We start from the raw sequence: 16,943 nt of genomic DNA on the forward strand, positions 1-16,943 counted from the left end.
AAGAGAGCCATGATATTAAACGACGAAGAGAAGTCGATGCTTGCTGGGGAGCAAGGGCACGTCGCCAAGCAAGCCATCGAACATCAGATTCAGGTAGGTCGGTTTTTTGGTGCAGAGGATTTCGTACCCGTGACTCAGGCCCACATCATGGCCGATACCGAGAGTCTGGGAGAGGCTGGCGTCAAATGGCTTGAGAATTTGGCGGATGCTGGTGAAAAGGGCGTTCGCATTCCGACTATCACGGATCCGCGTGGCACTGATTTCACCAAGGCCGACAAGCTGGGCCAGACTGAATGGATGCTCTCTCTGGAACGACGGGCGATCAATGCGTTTCGGCGCCTGGGTGTCAGCATGACCGATACCTGCATCAACTACCAGACCATCGTCGCAGCCACCCGAGGAGAACACGTCGCCTTCGGTGATACCGGTGTCGTGATCTATACGAATTCGATTGGAGGCGCGAAGTCGAACTTCGAAGGAGGCCCTTCGGCGCTGGCGGCAGGTCTGACCGGACGTACCCCAAGATACGGCTATCATTTGGAACGTCACCGACAAGCGACACTTCGCATTCAGCTCGACTGGACACCTCGGGAGCTCAGCGATTGGGGTGCTTTAGGGGCGATTATTGGCCGCCTGTCAGGAAACTATTGGCAGGTTCCTGTAGTTGATGGATTTGACCGGTTTCCGGTCTCCGATGAAATCAAGCATTTCGGGGCGGCGATGGCCAGCTTCGGATCGACTGCATTGTTTCACCTGGTCGGCATCACTCCCGAGGCCCACTCTCTTGGTGACGTAGGAGGAGACAAGTTGCCGATTGCTCATCGGATTGGTGAAGGCGAAATCCGAGATCTTAAGAAGAGCTACGCCGCCGACAAGCATATCGACATCGTTGTCTTCTCGGCACCGCAACTCAGTTTGTATGAGCTCCGCGACTTGGCTGGACTGTGCCATGGCCGCCATTTCAAGCGGCCGCTTATGGTTACCACCAGCCCGCAGGTCAAGCCGGATTCGGACCGCTTCGGATACACAGAGACGATTGAGGGTGCCGGTGGGACGGTACTGACGGGGATGTGCTTCTACCAGTCCTACGCCCGCGAGATGAGCGAGGCCAACGGCTGGCGCCGGTTGGCTACGAATAGCGCCAAGCTGGTCAATATCCTCGGCGGTTACGGTTACGTACCGATGCTGGCCTCAATGAAGGATTGCGTTGATGCCGCTGAATCTGGAGAACTGAAATGACGCCGCTGAAGGCAAGGCATGCGATGGGCCAAAAGGTGACCGGAAGAGCGCTCGTGGCCAGTGACGGATTCTCTGCGAGATACGACCTTGACCGCATTAACGGCGTATTTTCCCGCTCAACCCACAAGCTGGCTGGTGAATCGTACGTCGACAAGATCCTGATTCTCGATACCGCAAAAGGGGGAGTCGCTACTGCCTGGATGCTTCACGAGATGAAGGCACGGAATATGGCGCCCATGGCCATCGTTCTTAACACCGTGAATACGATTTTGGCCCAAGGTGCAGCCATGGCAGGAATGACCATGCTCGCCGGTTTCGATGTCGACGTAACCAAGGCCGTCGAAAATGAGTCGATGGTTGAATTGGATCCGGAAACAGGGAGTCTGCGAGTACTGGGCTAATTAATCTGCGGAAAGTCAGCTAACGGTTTTACTGCTGACCGAGTAATACTGCATCGCGAAAGGCGAGATTGGCCGATTATGTAGATCGCTCGATTATGTGGACTGTCGCAGGTTGCATGTTTCGGAAGCCAAGCGTAGCGTGGCTTTTCGGCGATTGAGGTTGGCAAGCTCGACATAATTTCTGCGGCGATCTGAAGTAGTGGTTCCACATCAGGAGACCGCTATGAAACCCACCGCTTTTCACCGGGCCATGCCAAAGACTCAGTCATCTGCATTGCTCCCGGCACACATTTCTGGCGAGCGAGTTGTGCCGCTACGACGCACATCTGCGCGAGGTACGAGGGCTGGCGGCGACCACGCGGTAAGCGCCCGGGGAAGTCATCTATGCCCGGGCGCTTACGTACGACTGCTCCGCACCAGGGACCCGCCACTTGGCCACTAAGAGGATGGGCGTCTCTTTTGGGCACGAAGCGGGTATTGATCTGGAATTGATGATCGTCCGCAAAGGCCGAAGGGGACGTATCCGCTGAATGAATCCCACCGGCAGCAATACTCCACGTATCTGACCAACACAGCAACGAAGCCTGAGCGGCAGCAGTGGATCGAGTGCCAACTACCAGAGGCTCGGCTTAGTTCGCCCCTATCTGAAATCCAGCACAAGAAATCGACGCCGAATAGTGGCTATTGCTGTTACGGCTTCAGGAGGAACACTCATTGGAAGGTCTTCGTCGGCTTGGCGGTTATCACCCGACAATCGAACGAAACAATCCATCCCCCGGCGGACTTCACTACTTCTTGCTTAGCCCCTTCCGGACATTCTCCAGATCCTGATCACTGATATTGCCAGCGTCGTAAAGCCACATCAGCGTCTTGAGCGGTTTGGGAATATTCCGTCCGCTTTCATACCTCGATCCACCCGACTGGGTTACGCCAAATCGAGACCAGAATTCAGATTGATTTAGACCGGACGTGCGGCGAGCAGCCGCCACGTCAGCGAGAAGTTTGGATTTCTTCATACACGCCCCTGTATTGATCCCAACATTTATTGAGGCGGCACCGGTACAAGTTGCACCAGCACCGCATCGCTCAAGAAGGCAGCAACAAACTACTTTTTCTTCGCCGCTTTCTTTCCAGCCACGGCAGCTTTGAAACCGGCACCCGCTGTGAAACGAGGCACCGTGGTAGCTGCAATCTTGAGTTCATTGCCGGTCTGAGGATTGCGCCCTGTGCGGGCTGCACGCTTTGAGGGCTTGAATGTGCCGAATCCGATCAAGGTGGCGGTATCGCCCTTGGATACCGCTGTAACAATGGCAGCAATGACTGCATCCAGCGCACTCGCGGCAGCCGCCTTGGACAGGTCCGCTTCCTTGGCAACGATTTCGACAAGTTCAGTCTTATTCATAGAGTCTCCGTAATCAGGTTTTAGAAAAAAGGATGGTACCGCCGAACAATCCCCATCGATGCAAGGAACATGAATGCCGGCTGCAAATCCAGGGAATTCCTTGTTCAGCATCAGAAGGACTACTACTTTGATATGCGCGCATTGAGCAGTGCCTTGATTCGGAAAAGCTCCCAGAAGGCCGGATGCATCTTTCTATCCCCAGCCTCCCATTGCTGCCATGCTCGGCACGCAGAATGCACCATTAACGCCGCTTGTGATTGAGATATTCCAAGTAGCATGCGGGCCGCTCGAATCTCAGTGGGTGTGGGATAACCAGTAGCAGCCATCGTAGTAATCAGGAATGATATCGCTTTTACTATACGCGCATTGCGCGTATAGTAAAAGTTAGATGAATGGCGTATTGGAGTACCCAATGGAAAGAATGGTTCTTGTATCTGTGCTGCTGGTCGTACCAGGGATGACCCTGATCTATCTGGCTGCCCGATTGATGGCTGTCGCCGTGAAGCTGTTTCGAACGGGGCATGTCGTCGAGTCGCTTCTGCTCCTCGTTGCAGCGCTTGTGGCCGCCACTTTGGTAGCGATGTTTGGCAACGAAAAATCCATCCTGGTCGCCGCCCTGCTCTCCTGGGTTTTTCTGGCAGTCGCATTTATTCGCTTTGTACTGCGTAATGGCGAGAATGATCCCAGGCAGCAATCGTATTTCTCCGATCCACCACATGATCAGGATCCGAACTCACTGAACTTCTCTGGCGTGGGCCCCGGCTTCCAGGGCTTTGGGATGTACGCAGGCGGCGTCCGTATCGCTCAGGACCCCCTCGACGACGACTGATTCCCTCCTGCCTCTTTGCAATCATTTTCTTGGTGATGGTGAGCTAGTCTGCGAAAACAGATCCAGTGCTTTTTCTGCTTGATCGGCAACCCAGCCCGCTCCCTCAGAAGCACTTCCTTCCGCCTGGCGTACAGACTGTTTAGCCTTTCCTTCCAGCCACGCCATGTCAGCGTGCGAGGGTTGGACGCCGGCCCGATTATTGCTGCCTATGGTCGCTAAGCCTTGGGCTAGTTCGGGATCCTTTTGCGAAGCCTCTCTCAACTTGCCCGCGTAATCCTGAACACTGGCTGACCCGGCACCAGATCCGTAGGTATTCAAGAGCACGGTTCCCGTCCCTCGTTGGCGCTCCTGATACAACTGATTCGCCATGACAGTAATCCCGCTTTCAAGCGACACCTGCGATTCCTTCCGCTTGACTTGTTCAGACGCAGCGTTAAACGATTCGGCGTATGTCTTCGCTGCTGGTGACAGATCCGGCATGGATCGTGGATTCTGATATTGCTGTCGTTCTACGTGCCTGCTGTTTGCCCGCCCCTGTGATGCAACCGCATCGTTTCCTTTGCTATCCAGTGCAGCGAGCGCCGTTTGGCCTTCGGCTCGAACAGTGTCCTGGGATATAGGTGGCTCAACCCCTTCCGCAGCCAGACGAGACTTGGCAAGACGGTCCCTGGTCTCCAAGGCAACATCTTCGCGAAAGCCCTGATTCGAATTCCACTCGCGCTGAAACGCAGCCAGGCGCTCCGGCGTGACTTCAGAGCCCTTCCCAAAGAGCATTTCATAGCCAGACTTCGCCATGATCAGGGATTCATCCACGGAAACATTGGAGCGGTTCTCATTTCCCGCCTGGCGACGACTGCCAGCCTCTTGCTGCTCCGTCAGTGAGGCGAGCTCCTTACTGTCGAATGACTTGGCTTTGTCGAGGGTAGCGGCTGCACGTTCCGCTGCTTGTCTTACGCCTTGATCAGAGGTTGATCCAGCAACACGAAGCAGACCACGCTTGGCTACCTCGGCGGCCTGCCTTAACTCGTCCTGTGTTGCAGTCTTGAGCGTTTGATCGGCCGACTCGTCATAGCGCTGCCCGGTCTTGACGCCTCCTGCCACACGGGCCGATACTCCGGAGGCCTTTTCCGCAAGTGCCATTGCCAGCTGCCCCGCTCTTCCAGGATCCTTTGAGGCCTGTCCCTCTCCAGGCTTGCTTTGACCACTACCACCTGCGGTCAGGACGGAATCCATGGACGCGCCTTCGTGATTGGTCAGACCTTTTTTGGCTGAAAAGTCTCGCCCCGTGGAAACCGCGTTGCCGGCACCTGAAGTCACGCCAGCACTGGTGTCTCCGCCAATCTCCGAATTCAATGCCTTCGATAACTGCCGTTGAAACACGGCACTTTGATCCTGGGTGAGTTTCGCAGTTTTCGAATCCCCTATTGTGCTGGCTTTGCCCGTAGAGGCTTGCGTACCCTCACCGGAGTATTGGACATCCGACGCTGAGCGTCCTAACCCAGATTGTGCGATGGCGCCCATCAGCGACGATCCTGCTGCGGAGACATTCGTTACTTCGTCGATCGTAAATCGGCCATCACGATTCCTGTCGAATCCGGTCATCGTCATGTTGCCGCTTTTTACGGTCACGGCATCCCCCGTGCGCTCCATCGAGCCAAAGCTGTCCGCCGAGGCCATTTTGCCCGCGCCTGCTGCAAGTGAGGGCTGCGTGGAATGCTGCAAGGCGGAGTAATTGCCGTGCTGAACATTGCCAAGTGACGCATTCCCCATGTTCATGTTGCCTTGCGCCAGGGCGGCGGCGGCCTTTTCTGCGTCACGTGGCGCGAAGGACGCGCCGACCGATCTCAGCCCGGCATCGCCCCACTTGATGAGCGCCGCGGCAATCGCCGGAATCGACAACACCAGCATTCCGGCAATGGCCTGATCGCTGACCACGGAGTTGTTGAGATAGCTGTAGGACTCCAGAGACATCCCCCCGCCATTGGTCGCGCTGGTCAGTGCCTTTTGCGCCTGTACATTCATGAGGAAATTCATGATCGCGTAGAGCGGTGGCCACAACTGGATCCAGAGCAGGCTGCCGGCGTACATCTTGAGCACCGATCCACCATGGTGACCGGCAACGAGCGTCAGCAACAGAATGATCGGGAAGACCGCGTACTGCACCAGCTCGATGGCGTTTCGGGCTTTTGGCATGGTGCCCTCGGCCAGCTTTGCCATCGCCTTGTAGGCGTCACCGGTCTGGCGCACGGCCTGTGCCTGTGCCAGATTGGTCGCGGCGCTGGCGGCATCACCGATCTGTGCCGGAATGGTGTATTGGGCGTCAATCACGGCGTTTGAGACGATGGACTGCTTGATGGTATCGGTCGCCGTCGCCGATAGCCCGAGAAGATAATTGGTGCTCGTCGCAAGCGACCCCGAGATCGCCGTATTGGCCAGGGCGGAGGGCATTCCCGGATACATCCGATTGCCCAGCAGGCCCAGTTGATTGGCGGCCTCGGCGTTCAGCTGGATGGTGAGCGTCGTATAGGCGGCAGTGCACCCCACCGTTTGCATGATGGTCGGATCCGCCGTGTCCCGTAGGGTCACCAGCCGGGAGGGATTGGTCAATCCGTTGAGCGTGCCCCAGATGTCGTTCGTCTTCATGAGGTCGTTCATGCGGGTATACCCCGAGGCAAGCTCGGGCGTGATGCACTCGCGGTAAAACTCGTAGAAATTGCTGGTCAGAATCGGCTGGCCACTCTTGATGGCCAGTCGCTCCTGAAGAACCCGGTGCCCGAACAGTGTTCCGCTGGTACGAAACTGCAGGTCACCGGGAAGCGCAAAGACGGTCTCGAATGACCCGGTCAGCCAGTCGCCAATCTTGCTGGTCGAATGCGCGAATGCGGCCAGACCAATCGGGACATTGGCCACCACCTGGGCGGGCGTGGTTCCCGTGCGATCGACGACGATGACGTTGGTCTTCGGGACCAGCAGCATGCCGTTGAAGAGGGCCAACATGATGACCCACTTCCAGAAGTCCTCCATGCGCCCCTTGCCGGCGAGGACGACCAGCGCCAGCGAGAGAATGCCGACCAGCGCCACGGTGCGCAGAAGGCCCAGGTAGTCGCCGCTCCCCATGAGGGCGGCGACGGCGTTGAACGTGGCCGTCAGTTCCTCGATATTCCAGTAGGCATAGACCTCGAAATTCATCGGTGTGAGTGCGTCGTTCTATCGGCCTATCGATTGAACGCCATCATCGACTGAAAGACGTTGGTCGGCAGCCCGGCTTTCAGCGACTGATCGAGCCACTGGATGCTGCGTTGCATCTGGGCCACCTGCACCCCCTTCTGATATTCGGCGACCAGCATTTCGCGACCTTCCTGCTCGATCTCGGTGACCCGCATCAGAATCGACTTCGCGGCTTCCGCCACGTCCGCGTTTCCCTTGCCCATCTCGTTCTGGATGGCTTCCCTCAGCGTCTTGGCCAGGTTGGTGAAATAGGAGTGGGCAATATCGACGGCCACGAGCTGGGTATGGTTTTCCACAACGAAGTCACCGCCGGGCATGTTGGCGGCCAGCGACAGCATCTTCCATACCGGCAGGCTGGACGCCCCGATCAGGGCGACATCCAGGGTGCCTTGCCCGCCCGCGCTGCGCGACTCCACCTTCTGTTTCATCGCGACGATCTTGTCGCGAACGAACTTCGCAAATGAACTTGCCGTGATGCCGTCCTCGACGTACGCAGGATTCCTGCATTCCGCGTAGTCATCGCAGATCAGTCCGGATAGCGTTGCCGTCGCCGCGGATCCATCGCCCACAAATTGCCTGAAGGTGATCTTTGCGCCGGGCTTGTACAACCACTTGGCTTTCTGGTCCGTGCTCGAACCCGATTCGTCGTCACCGGGCGGAACAATGATGATCGTTCCCGTCATGCTCATCATCAGTTGCCGGGTTTCGTCATCGACACCATTAACCCGAAGCAGCGCCCGCCACACGACATTCCCGGGATCAAAGGTTTCCCTGTTGCGCGAGTCGGCACTGATGGCGGCCTGGCGCGTCTGTCTGGCCTTTGAGCGGTCCTTCCAGGCATCCCAGGACTCGAACACATCGGAATAGAGATTCAATGACGCACCGACGACCTTGCCCTCTTTCTCCTGCGTCTTGTCGGTCAGCGTGCTGCCAATCGCGGCGACCACCCCTTCGGCGGCCTGGCAGGAATTGATGTTGAGGTTGTTCACCTTGGAGATCTGATCCTGGAGGTACTGGATCAGATCGGCCAGATCGGGCGAGATCGACTTGACGGCCATCATGAAGGCATAGCCGACGGCATTGTTGGCGATGTTGCGCATCAGGGCCGTCAGTTGCTCCTTGTTGATGAAGGAGAAGGAGCCGGCAAACAGGTCGATCCCGCCACACCCCGCCTTGAAGGCTGGAGGGGCTACGGTGGCAAGCTGATAATTCTTGACGGGGGTGCGCATGTACAGGCTGCCTCCCGAGTACAGATTCATGGTCTGTCCCTGGTAGGCCGCCACACCGGTCACGTTGCCGTAGGCGCCGATGTCGTTGAACCATGTCTGCATGCTGGATTGCACGCTGGCCTGTACCGTCAAAGGTATCGTCAGTGCCAAGGTTGCGGCGATTATGCGTTTTCTGAGCATGGCACCCCCTCAATACAACTCGCCTGGCCGGGTCTGGGTCAGGATATAAATTCGCTCGACAATGTCCTGCACGGACAGCACGCCGGAACCCAGCGGAATCAGGCGGTGATCCTTGATGTTGCCGAGCGCAACGTAGGGAACCTGTTTGACATCGAGCACCCTGGCCATGCCGTTATCCCGCGCCGGACTCGGGAAGTCAGGCAAGACGCCTCCATCCAGACTGATTGGAAATACGGTGATGCCGTAGGTATCCGCCAGCAACTTGAGGGCCGGCGCCATCCGGTGGCAGTACGGACAATCCGACCGGAATACGAAGAACACGCCCCATTCCCTGGCGATCTCCTTCATGGAGGCGCGTTCCTTTTGCGTCCGCTCCACGTCTCTGACCTGGATGGCCGCGTTATTGACCGGATTGCGCAGCTGGTAATTGAGGTCCGGGTTCGCCCAGATGACGCGCCGCCAGACATCCGAGAACACCGAGGCCCGATCCATCAGGGCTTCCTGCGCCGTAATGTAGGCCTTGAGGTTTTCCGGAGAAGGCTGCATCAGGGCCAGCGCCCGTTTGGCTTCCAGCGCCTTGCGCAGGCGCTCAAGCTCCTCAAGCGCGGCTTCTTCGCTGGTTTTGGCCTTTGCACCGGGTTTTGTCGGGTCGGGTGTTACCTCAGGCTCAATATCGCAATACCAGTGGAACTTGGCCTCCTCACAGGCCCAGATCGACGGATAGTCCATGCCACCACTGATCACGGTTGCCGACGAAGAACTCGCCAGAAGGGATCCAGTCATCATGATGGCCAGCCATTCCTTGCGCATCTGCACGGACCTAGTTCTGGCCCAGAATCTGTCGAACCCGGTCCGTGGCATCGGGAATTCCCGATTCACCGGAATCTGGCAGGCGGACAATGGCTGCCGTGTTCAGGACCGCACATTGGCATTCCCGTGCCGCGCTGCTCAAAGCCTCATCAACACGCTTTCCGTAGTCTGTCGCCGCCTTGAAAATCGCCTTTTGTTCTTCCTCGGTCATGCCCGGCTTGAGCCGCGCACTGAGCGTCTTCTTCTGTTCCTCGTAGAGACTGCCGACATCGACCCGCACCATGCGTGGAGCGGGATGCGAACGAACCCACATCAGTCCGATGGCACATGACACCAGGACGGACAGGAGGCCCGTGACAAGCAATCGGACAAGGTTGAGATTCATGCGGCCCCCCTGCGCTCGATGATGGTCTCAATCGCCTCCGTGACGGGGATGCCCTGATCGGTGAGCGTCTTGATGGCCTGATAGTCCTCGGCTTGCGTCGAGTACAACAGCATGGAGAAAGGATCGAGAATCAGGCGTCCAACGCCGGAGCCCATCGGGCCATGCACGAAGATCTCCGAATAGTGGCCATGCTCCGTGCTGACCGAAGACAATTGCCGTTTCATCCACTCGTCCACATGGAGCTTTCCTTCCTTGCCGAGCCGATCGATGCTTTCAGGTTTTTGCCTGAGAAGGAACAGCCAGTCGGCATTGGTGATGGCCGCACGCGTCGCCTCGTTCTTGTAATAGTCATCCACGGATTGCGTGATGGTGCCGAACGCACCGCCATATTTGCGTGCTCGCCGGTAGCCAGCCTCGATGAAGTTGGCACTGGATCCGCTGCCCATCAGATCCCAGGCCTCGTCGATGATGACCAGCTTGCGTTTTGAGCGATCGAGATACATCTCCTGGGTGATCCGGTACATCATCAACTGCATGACGACCGCCTGGAGATCCTTCTTTGCCTTGAGTTCCTCCAGCTCAAGCACGACCAGGTTCTTGCGAAACTGGATGTTGGCCTCTCCCTCGAAGTAGCTCGCGTAGATGCCGTACTTTGTATAGGGCTCCAGTGCAGTTGCCAGTCGGGACAGGTCACGCTCGACCTCGCCTTCGTCACTCAGCCGTCCCGTGCGCAGCAGGTCATAGACATCCGTGATCGTCGCGGATTTTTCCTTCTGATCCCATACACGCTTGATCGCGGCGGCCAGGGCGGAGTAGCTGTAGTTATCCAGCGGGCCACGGGGACTGGCCATCTGGGCCACCAGGGGCAGCAGCATTTCCATGTCGTTGTTGATATCGACGACCATGGAAAACGGATTGAGACAGATCGTGTTGGTTCGCTCATCGGAGAACTCGATGAACTCCCCGTCCAGAAGCTCGGACAGATTGCGGTAAGAGCGGCCGACGTCAATGATCCAGACCTTGGTCCCGGTACCCAGATAGCGAAAGGCCATTTCGTTCACGAAGACCGACTTGCCGGACCCGGACAACGCGGCGACGGCGAAGTTGTAGTTACCGCCCGTGTTGTCGAAGAGGTCGAAGCTCATGATTTGCCCGCGACGACCGAACAGGGTCATGACCGGGGTCGCGGTGCCCTTCCATTCCGCCATCAGGGGCGAGGTCATCACCGCGTTGTCGGCGGTCTTGGTGCCGGCACGGCCGAACAACTGGAGATCCTTTTGCAATGCCGGGGTCAGGGTGCACGGCATCGACGCCACGAAGGCCTGATGCTGCAGATAGACATCCTTGGCCAGATCGAAACCGCGCGCCCGCCAGACGGCACGGACGGCATGTTCGGTCCGGGATACGTCCTCGATTCGCGAGAGCAGGACGATCTGGTGGTACATCTGGACCACGTTGCGGCCGTTGTCGAAGGCGCGCAGCACCATGTCCCAGTCGCGCTTGCGATCCTGAAGGTCCGGCTGGAAATGGGCCATGTAGGAGCCGGCGGCCTGCGTCGCTCGCGCTGCCTTCATCAGTGCCTTGCTTCTGGCCGACTCGTAATCCAGGGTGATGGCCCCCATGGTGATGAGGAACGGACACGGTATCGCGAGGGCCATCTGGTAGTAGTCCCCAATCATCGAGCCCATGTTGCCCATCCGGAAATACTTCGGGTACTGCCGCACGGAAAAGCATTGCATCGCCGTCTCGGCACCCCCCGCCTTGCGATACTTGATGAAGGAATCGGCGACGGCGGAGGCAATTTCAGGATTCGACACTTGACTGCGAAGGGAGCGCGAACTGTCGTACTCGATGTGTCTCTCTTCAGGCTGGCCAAGCACCCGCTCGTGGTCAAAGAAATCCGCGACAAAGTTCAGCAGGCTTTCCGGCCCCCAGTCCCAGCCCGGCATGTGGGCTGAGCGCAAGGTGGCGTGGGTACTCTCCTTGATCCGGATCGCCTCCTCCACATCGGCGGGACTCTCCGGATCCAGCGGTGTGCTGATGGCAATGAGGCAGCGGTAGTCGCGAAGCAGATAGACGTGATGCGAGAAGAGCGATTTGGCCACGCCCTTCAAATAGTGATCGATCCGGCGCCGGCCAAGGACTCGATATATGTTCCGGTTGCGACGGGTCTCCCATTCTGATCCGGCGGGCTCCTCATCCACCGGGAGCATGTTGGCCTGCTCTCGCAGCGACGGCAGAATATGCGGACTGGCGTACAGCGAGATCTGGATGCCCGTACCCGGTGGACAGGACATGAACAGACTGGCCAGCACCCGTTCCATTTCTTCATTGGATCCGGTTTGCGGGACAGTCTCGATGCAAAAGCCCATGGAATGTGTGGACCTGGCGCCGAATGTGCCCTGATCGAGCACAAACATCCCCTCGTCTGCCATCCACCCCAGGTAAGGCAGGATGCCGGTGAGTCTTGGGAGCGTGGCGATGCGATCCAGCAGGCTTCGCTGAACCGCATCGGCGGGCTCGAAGCGCTCACCATAGAAGACCGATTTGAGGGCTTGCAGCACGCTCACTCGCGGTCCTCCGCCGGTGTGCCCGTACCGCCCGTGCCGCCCGGACCGATGGCCTGATTTCCCAGAAGGGAGGGTCCGCCCAACGACCGGGACGGCTTTTGCGATGGGGTGAGCGGCTTTTGCAGGGCTTGCCCGCCGGGACCGGCCTTGATGAATGTGGGCCGATAGCGGTCAACGATGTGTCGCTGACTGTGCTCGATCACCCACCGGCCTGCGTTGGCGACGACGTAAATGTAGGACTGATCGTGCAGGTCGCCTTCGGTGTCCTCCCAGGGGGCGATCCAGATGCGCAAGACCTTGGCTTGCGTCCGAAGCGGGTCGCCGGATGACGCCACCTGGCCAGTTATCGTGCCGTCTGGACTTTCTGTTGACGGCGACCGAACCGCCGGGTCACCCTTCCCGTCCTTGCGCAGCCCCGGAAGATTGTTGGCAACCGCATTGGCATAAACCCCGGACAGCGAGGAACAGGTAACGCCATCGGGCGCCTTGCATGAAAACTTGCTCTCGCCATCCATTCCCGTCAGGGATCCGGCACAGCCGCCCAGCGCCAGGGCGAGAACGGATACGATCAGGCAGACCGAACGCATGATCAATCCCCCTTGAGTCTGGGCGTCACAGCGGCTTTTATCGGTGCCACCTTGCCCGCCAGTCGCCGCTCGATTTCTGCGGCGGAGGCCGCACCCGGTATCAGACTTCCGTCCTGCAGGATGAGGGTGGGAGTGCCGTTGATGCCGAGACTGCCCGCCAGCTGGTTGATGCGCTCGATCGGCGTGGCGCACTTGGGGCCATTGGGCAGCTTGCCCATGGTCATGAACTCCGACCACGCCTTCGCGCGGTTGGATGCGCACCAGATGCGTTCAGACTTCCCCTTGGCTTCTGGATGCAGACTCTCAAGGGGATACAGGAAGGTATAGACCGTGACGTTGTCGAGTTTGGCGAGTTCGCCTTCAAACCCCTTGCAATAGGGACAGTCCGGATCAGAGAACACCGCCAGCTTGCGGCTGCCATCCCCGCGTACGGTCTTGATCGCATCCTGCACCGGCAACTGAGAAAAATCGATGCGATTGATATCGCTCAGTCGCTGCGCGGTCAGATCCTTTTGCTCCTTCATGTCGAACAGGTGACCGAAGACAAAGTAGCGCCCCGTCGGGTCCGTGAAGGCCACGTTTCTTCCCATGGTGACTTCATAGAGGCCCGAGACCTCCGAGGGACGAACGGCGGTGATCCGGGTCGAGGGGTAAAGCTCTTTCAGGCGCGCTTCCATTTCAGCCTCGCTGGCGGGGGTGGCAGCACTGACCACACGCGCCGCGGAAAGGAGAACCAGGGCCATGACCAGGGGGACATACATCGATTTACGCATTTGCTTTTACTCCGAGGGATTCAGGGACTTTTTCATGATCTGGCGCCCTCGCTTCCAGAGTTCCGTGTAGGTGTCTTCATCGGCGCTCGCGGCCATGCCCAGCGCCACGCCCTTGGTCAGGACCACGTCGACGACCCGGCCGGCATCGACTTCGATGATCGGGAACATCTTCTCGGCGAGCGTGATGTAATACTGGGAGAGCCGATCCAGTGCCTTGCCAACGCCGGTGCCGATACCCGCCTGGATCTGCTTTCCGGGCTCGACAGTCCCCACGGAGCCCAGGGCGCTGGTGCTGTAGCTGGTTGCGCCTTGCTGGAATCCCTGGCCGATGCCGGCGATGATTCCGGTCATCAAGGCATTGGCCAGCACCTGTCCCTGCTTGCTGACCAGCCTCCCCCGCAGTCCGGCTTTCCCGTCCTCGCCGACGACGTAGCCCTTGATCGTGGCGTCCACCACTTCGCCGTTATTGAGCACACAGGAGAGCGATTCAAGCCGCAGATACGCCCGTTCGGAACTGATGTCGCCGTATCCCGAACCGAGCATGAAACACTCCCTGACTTTGGCCCGATAGCGATTGGGAAGAAAGGCGTTGTCCTGCACCCGCAGCAGGATCGGCCAGGGATTGTTTTGCGCCTGCCCTCCCGTGGGCGCATCCAGTCCACCCATCAGCGCCACCCGCATGAAGGAGCCCGAGGGGATGTAGGTCTTGCCCTGTCTTGCATCGGCCGGCCCTTGCGGTGCTACCGGAATCGCGTCACTGACTTCGAACGACGCAATTCCAGGCTCTCGTGGAATGGTGGGAGGCGGCAACGGCGGGAGGGGTGCTACCGGTGTCCCGGACGGCAATGGTGCCGGGCCCTGGACTGGCCCCTGGGGAGCGCCGGAAGGGCCGGGGCCCGGGAGCATTGGCGGCAAGGGCGGCAGCACGCTGGCCTGACGGGTCGAGGGTTGCGGTGCAGACTGCTTTTGCTCAACCTCACCCATCTTCTGCTTCAAGCCCTGAATGACGTTATCCATCTCCTTCATCTGCTGCGACGATTGCGCCATCCAGACATCGCGTGGATCCACCTGCGCGCCCGGCGTGACAATGTTTCTGCTGGCCTTGTCGAGTCGGGTCGATTGAGGCATCGGGGCGGGCTGGTTGTCCCATATCGCGATGCTGCCAAAGACCAGGCCGATGAATCCTGCGCCTAGGCCGCCGAGTACCAGATACTGTCGGACCTTGGGCGACAAGCCCTTCAGATAGGACGTGAGGCCGCCGCTGGCGGCAGCCGGATCACTCACCGGGGTTCTCCGAGATCACGAAAACCTCAGTGGTTTCACCGGGAGACAGCTGGGGTTTGGCAATCGAAATGGCGATGACCTGGCGCCGGTAGAGTTCCCGCTCGTCGAGCACCATCGCGTTGGCGGACGTGTTGGTGAGAAGGTACTTCTCGCCTTTGACCGGACCGTCGATGACCCTGGTCAGGACGAACAGGGCTTCTGTCCAGAGAGGCACGATCTCGTTCGCCACCCTCGCCTCCATCTCCGCTTCGGTGTCCGATTGAAGGGAAAGCAGGACACGCTTGATCAGCTGATTTCTGGCGACATCCTTGCCCGACGTAAGAGCGCTGCCGGGGACTGATCGCCCCTTGAGGATGATGGAATCTGACGGGCCATCCGTCACCGCCAACAGCAGCTTCCAGGTTCGGCCGTTCTCATCGGACACGAAGATGCTGAGGGTCGGCTTGTCCGTGGTCGGCTTGAGATAGGCGGTACCGGCTTCCTTGTCAGCCGTGACCGCGAACTCACCTTCCGCCCCGAAGATCCGGCGAACGCGATGTCCCTCGATCCGAATCAGGGTCGGTTCGGATCGAGATACTCTGGCGCTCAAGGTGTCGTCCGGTTTTCCGACGAGCACCTGAGCCGCACTGGCCGGCAGGCTAGCGGCCAGCAGCGCTGTCAAAAGGATTTTGTTCACTGGTTTCCTTGAACTCGGATACATAGAGCCTTCCATTCATGTGCTTGAAACCGACGAGATAGGTGGCCTGGCGCTCCCCGGCCTTTTTGTCCGACGCCCAGGTAAACAGAGTCCCCGACAGGGCAACCCGAAGCGTTTTATCGTCCAGCGTGATGTTGCGAACCGAGAATTGCGTGGCGGTGTTGTTCTTCTTCAGGAAATCCGCGCGAGCACCCATTTCCATTTGCAGTCGTCCAAACTCGGACGGCGCCGCATACTTCAGGAACAGGCTGTTCTGGTAAGTTGAAACGGCCGGGGTAATGTTGAGGGCAAGTCCGGCATACCAGTAGGCCATGTCTTCGAGGTACTCCCGGGAGACGGCGTTGCCGGATACCCAGAAGCTGCGCTTGATCTCGGGCGGAACGAGGACGGTTTTTTCATTGCCGACCAGTTTCAGCACGACGCCGGCGACGACCAGAATCACCAGGAGCAATCCCGCCAGAAGAATCCGCATGAACCGGATTTCCTGTGTGGCATTCGCCTGCTCGGACAGGTAATTTCGAAATAGCATCGTGATTCGTCGCCTAGCCCAGGAAGTAGCGTTGGTCAGACGGTGGAGTGGCTCGCAACTTTAGGAACAGCCCGCTGGGAAACCACCAGTAGAGGGCGTGAGCGGCGAACTTCGGGTGCTTGCCTGCCTTCATGCGACCGTACTGCCAGGCCGCCAGTGCGCCCAGGGCGATGCCCATGAGCATCGAGCCGGAGATCACCCCCATGCTGATCAGCATGATGGCGATCACCGCCTGATCCATTTCCCACCACAGGAAGCGCTCCTGCGCATCCAGGGACTTCGGGATGTAGCCGTTTTCGTCGTTACCCACGCAGGATGCCCAGACTCAGACCGTTGCCGTCAGGATGCCGGTGATGATCGTCGGCGTGTATTGCAGGAATATCGCAAAGCCAGCGCCCGACAGGATTGGAACCGGATTGACGCGGGCAATCGAAAGGATCGCGCCAAGACCGACGGCCGCGACCGCTACCGCCCGCCCGAAATAGCCGGTGACCACGTCGTTGACCCACGTATAGAGGGCCTGGAATTCAGTTCCGGTAGTGCCGGCGACGGCACCTCCGGCCAGCAGAGAGAGGGCAATGGCGACTACTGCATAACGCTGATTACGATTCACTTTTAACTCCTTTGGTATGGTCGATGACAGATTTGATAAGCCAGCCCAGCCCGATGCCGAGCGCGATACCGCCGATATGGGCCTCGAATCCCTTATCGAGCAGCGAGCCAGGCAGGAAGGAACCGAGGGCCATGAAGGCACTGGCAATGAGGTAATCTCGGATGGATTCTTTGGATCGGGGAATCAC

At 58.7% G+C, this 16,943-nt stretch carries 18 protein-coding genes; 3 read left to right on the forward strand and 15 right to left on the reverse strand.

Annotated elements, in window-relative coordinates; translation table 11 throughout:
• The first annotated feature begins 9 nt into the window (after nt 1-9).
• Together J0M27_RS00315 and J0M27_RS00320 are read left to right on the forward strand one after the other, a co-directional pair.
• On the forward strand, nt 10-1,239 hold the full coding sequence (locus J0M27_RS00315) for an aconitase X catalytic domain-containing protein (RefSeq protein ID WP_294986331.1): 1,230 nt from the start codon (nt 10-12) through the stop codon (nt 1,237-1,239).
• Complete coding sequence (locus J0M27_RS00320; RefSeq protein ID WP_294986333.1) at nt 1,236-1,640, forward strand: DUF126 domain-containing protein; 405 nt, start codon at nt 1,236-1,238, stop codon at nt 1,638-1,640. Before J0M27_RS00315 ends, J0M27_RS00320 begins: the two co-directional genes overlap by 4 nt.
• 788 nt (nt 1,641-2,428) lie before the next feature.
• Here J0M27_RS00320 and J0M27_RS00325 read toward each other — a convergent pair.
• Together J0M27_RS00325 and J0M27_RS00330 are read right to left on the reverse strand one after the other, a co-directional pair.
• Nucleotides 2,429-2,656 (reverse strand): transcriptional regulator, encoded by a 228-nt coding sequence (locus tag J0M27_RS00325; RefSeq protein ID WP_294986335.1) that lies wholly within the window; start codon nt 2,654-2,656, stop codon nt 2,429-2,431.
• A gap of 89 nt (nt 2,657-2,745) precedes the next feature.
• Complete coding sequence (locus tag J0M27_RS00330) at nt 2,746-3,153, reverse strand: HU family DNA-binding protein (protein WP_294986337.1); 408 nt, start codon at nt 3,151-3,153, stop codon at nt 2,746-2,748.
• Between the two features lie 301 nt (nt 3,154-3,454).
• Here J0M27_RS00330 and J0M27_RS00335 point away from each other — a divergent pair, with 301 nt between their 5' ends.
• Nucleotides 3,455-3,871, forward strand: a complete 417-nt coding sequence (locus J0M27_RS00335) for a hypothetical protein (protein ID WP_294986339.1) — start codon at nt 3,455-3,457, stop codon at nt 3,869-3,871.
• Nucleotides 3,872-3,892: 21 nt separating this feature from the next.
• Here the strand turns inward: J0M27_RS00335 and J0M27_RS00340 are convergent, their stop codons facing one another.
• From J0M27_RS00340 to J0M27_RS00400, 13 genes are read right to left on the reverse strand one after another with little or no spacing between them, the layout of a single operon-like run.
• Nucleotides 3,893-7,060 (reverse strand): conjugal transfer protein TraG N-terminal domain-containing protein, encoded by a 3,168-nt coding sequence (locus tag J0M27_RS00340; RefSeq protein ID WP_294986341.1) that lies wholly within the window; start codon nt 7,058-7,060, stop codon nt 3,893-3,895.
• Nucleotides 7,061-7,086: 26 nt separating this feature from the next.
• Nucleotides 7,087-8,508, reverse strand: a complete 1,422-nt coding sequence (locus J0M27_RS00345) for a conjugal transfer protein TraH (protein WP_294986343.1) — start codon at nt 8,506-8,508, stop codon at nt 7,087-7,089.
• Between the two features lie 9 nt (nt 8,509-8,517).
• Nucleotides 8,518-9,318, reverse strand: coding sequence for a conjugal transfer protein TraF (locus J0M27_RS00350; RefSeq protein ID WP_294986345.1), 801 nt, complete (start codon nt 9,316-9,318; stop codon nt 8,518-8,520).
• 10 nt (nt 9,319-9,328) lie between these two features.
• A complete protein-coding gene (locus J0M27_RS00355) occupies nt 9,329-9,703 on the reverse strand; it encodes a hypothetical protein (RefSeq protein WP_294986347.1) in 375 nt (124 codons plus the stop codon).
• The gene (gene traC / locus J0M27_RS00360; protein ID WP_294986349.1) at nt 9,700-12,273 is read right to left on the reverse strand and encodes a type IV secretion system protein TraC; all 2,574 of its coding nucleotides are present in this window, start codon (nt 12,271-12,273) and stop codon (nt 9,700-9,702) included. Before traC ends, J0M27_RS00355 begins: the two co-directional genes overlap by 4 nt.
• Nucleotides 12,270-12,860, reverse strand: a complete 591-nt coding sequence (traV, locus tag J0M27_RS00365) for a type IV conjugative transfer system lipoprotein TraV (protein ID WP_294986351.1) — start codon at nt 12,858-12,860, stop codon at nt 12,270-12,272. The genes traC and traV overlap by 4 nt, the downstream gene beginning before the upstream one ends.
• A 2-nt stretch (nt 12,861-12,862) precedes the next feature.
• On the reverse strand, nt 12,863-13,633 hold the full coding sequence (locus tag J0M27_RS00370; protein ID WP_294986352.1) for a DsbC family protein: 771 nt from the start codon (nt 13,631-13,633) through the stop codon (nt 12,863-12,865).
• Nucleotides 13,634-13,639: 6 nt separating this feature from the next.
• Complete coding sequence (locus J0M27_RS00375) at nt 13,640-14,917, reverse strand: TraB/VirB10 family protein (RefSeq protein ID WP_294986354.1); 1,278 nt, start codon at nt 14,915-14,917, stop codon at nt 13,640-13,642.
• On the reverse strand, nt 14,910-15,593 hold the full coding sequence (locus J0M27_RS00380) for a type-F conjugative transfer system secretin TraK (protein WP_294986356.1): 684 nt from the start codon (nt 15,591-15,593) through the stop codon (nt 14,910-14,912). Before J0M27_RS00380 ends, J0M27_RS00375 begins: the two co-directional genes overlap by 8 nt.
• Nucleotides 15,556-16,143 carry a type IV conjugative transfer system protein TraE gene (gene traE / locus J0M27_RS00385; RefSeq protein ID WP_294986357.1) on the reverse strand — a complete coding sequence of 196 codons (588 nt, stop codon included), beginning with the start codon at nt 16,141-16,143 and terminating at the stop codon, nt 15,556-15,558. Before traE ends, J0M27_RS00380 begins: the two co-directional genes overlap by 38 nt.
• A gap of 13 nt (nt 16,144-16,156) precedes the next feature.
• Complete coding sequence (gene traL / locus J0M27_RS00390) at nt 16,157-16,453, reverse strand: type IV conjugative transfer system protein TraL (RefSeq protein WP_294986358.1); 297 nt, start codon at nt 16,451-16,453, stop codon at nt 16,157-16,159.
• 15 nt (nt 16,454-16,468) lie between these two features.
• Entirely contained in the window at nt 16,469-16,756 is a 288-nt protein-coding gene (gene traA, locus J0M27_RS00395) for a TraA family conjugative transfer protein (RefSeq protein WP_294986360.1), read from the reverse strand.
• Complete coding sequence (locus J0M27_RS00400) at nt 16,746-16,943, reverse strand: hypothetical protein (protein ID WP_294986361.1); 198 nt, start codon at nt 16,941-16,943, stop codon at nt 16,746-16,748. The genes traA and J0M27_RS00400 overlap by 11 nt, the downstream gene beginning before the upstream one ends.

The organism is Sulfuritalea sp., from assembly GCF_017302275.1.
In the GTDB taxonomy this organism is placed as follows: domain Bacteria; phylum Pseudomonadota; class Gammaproteobacteria; order Burkholderiales; family Rhodocyclaceae; genus Sulfuritalea.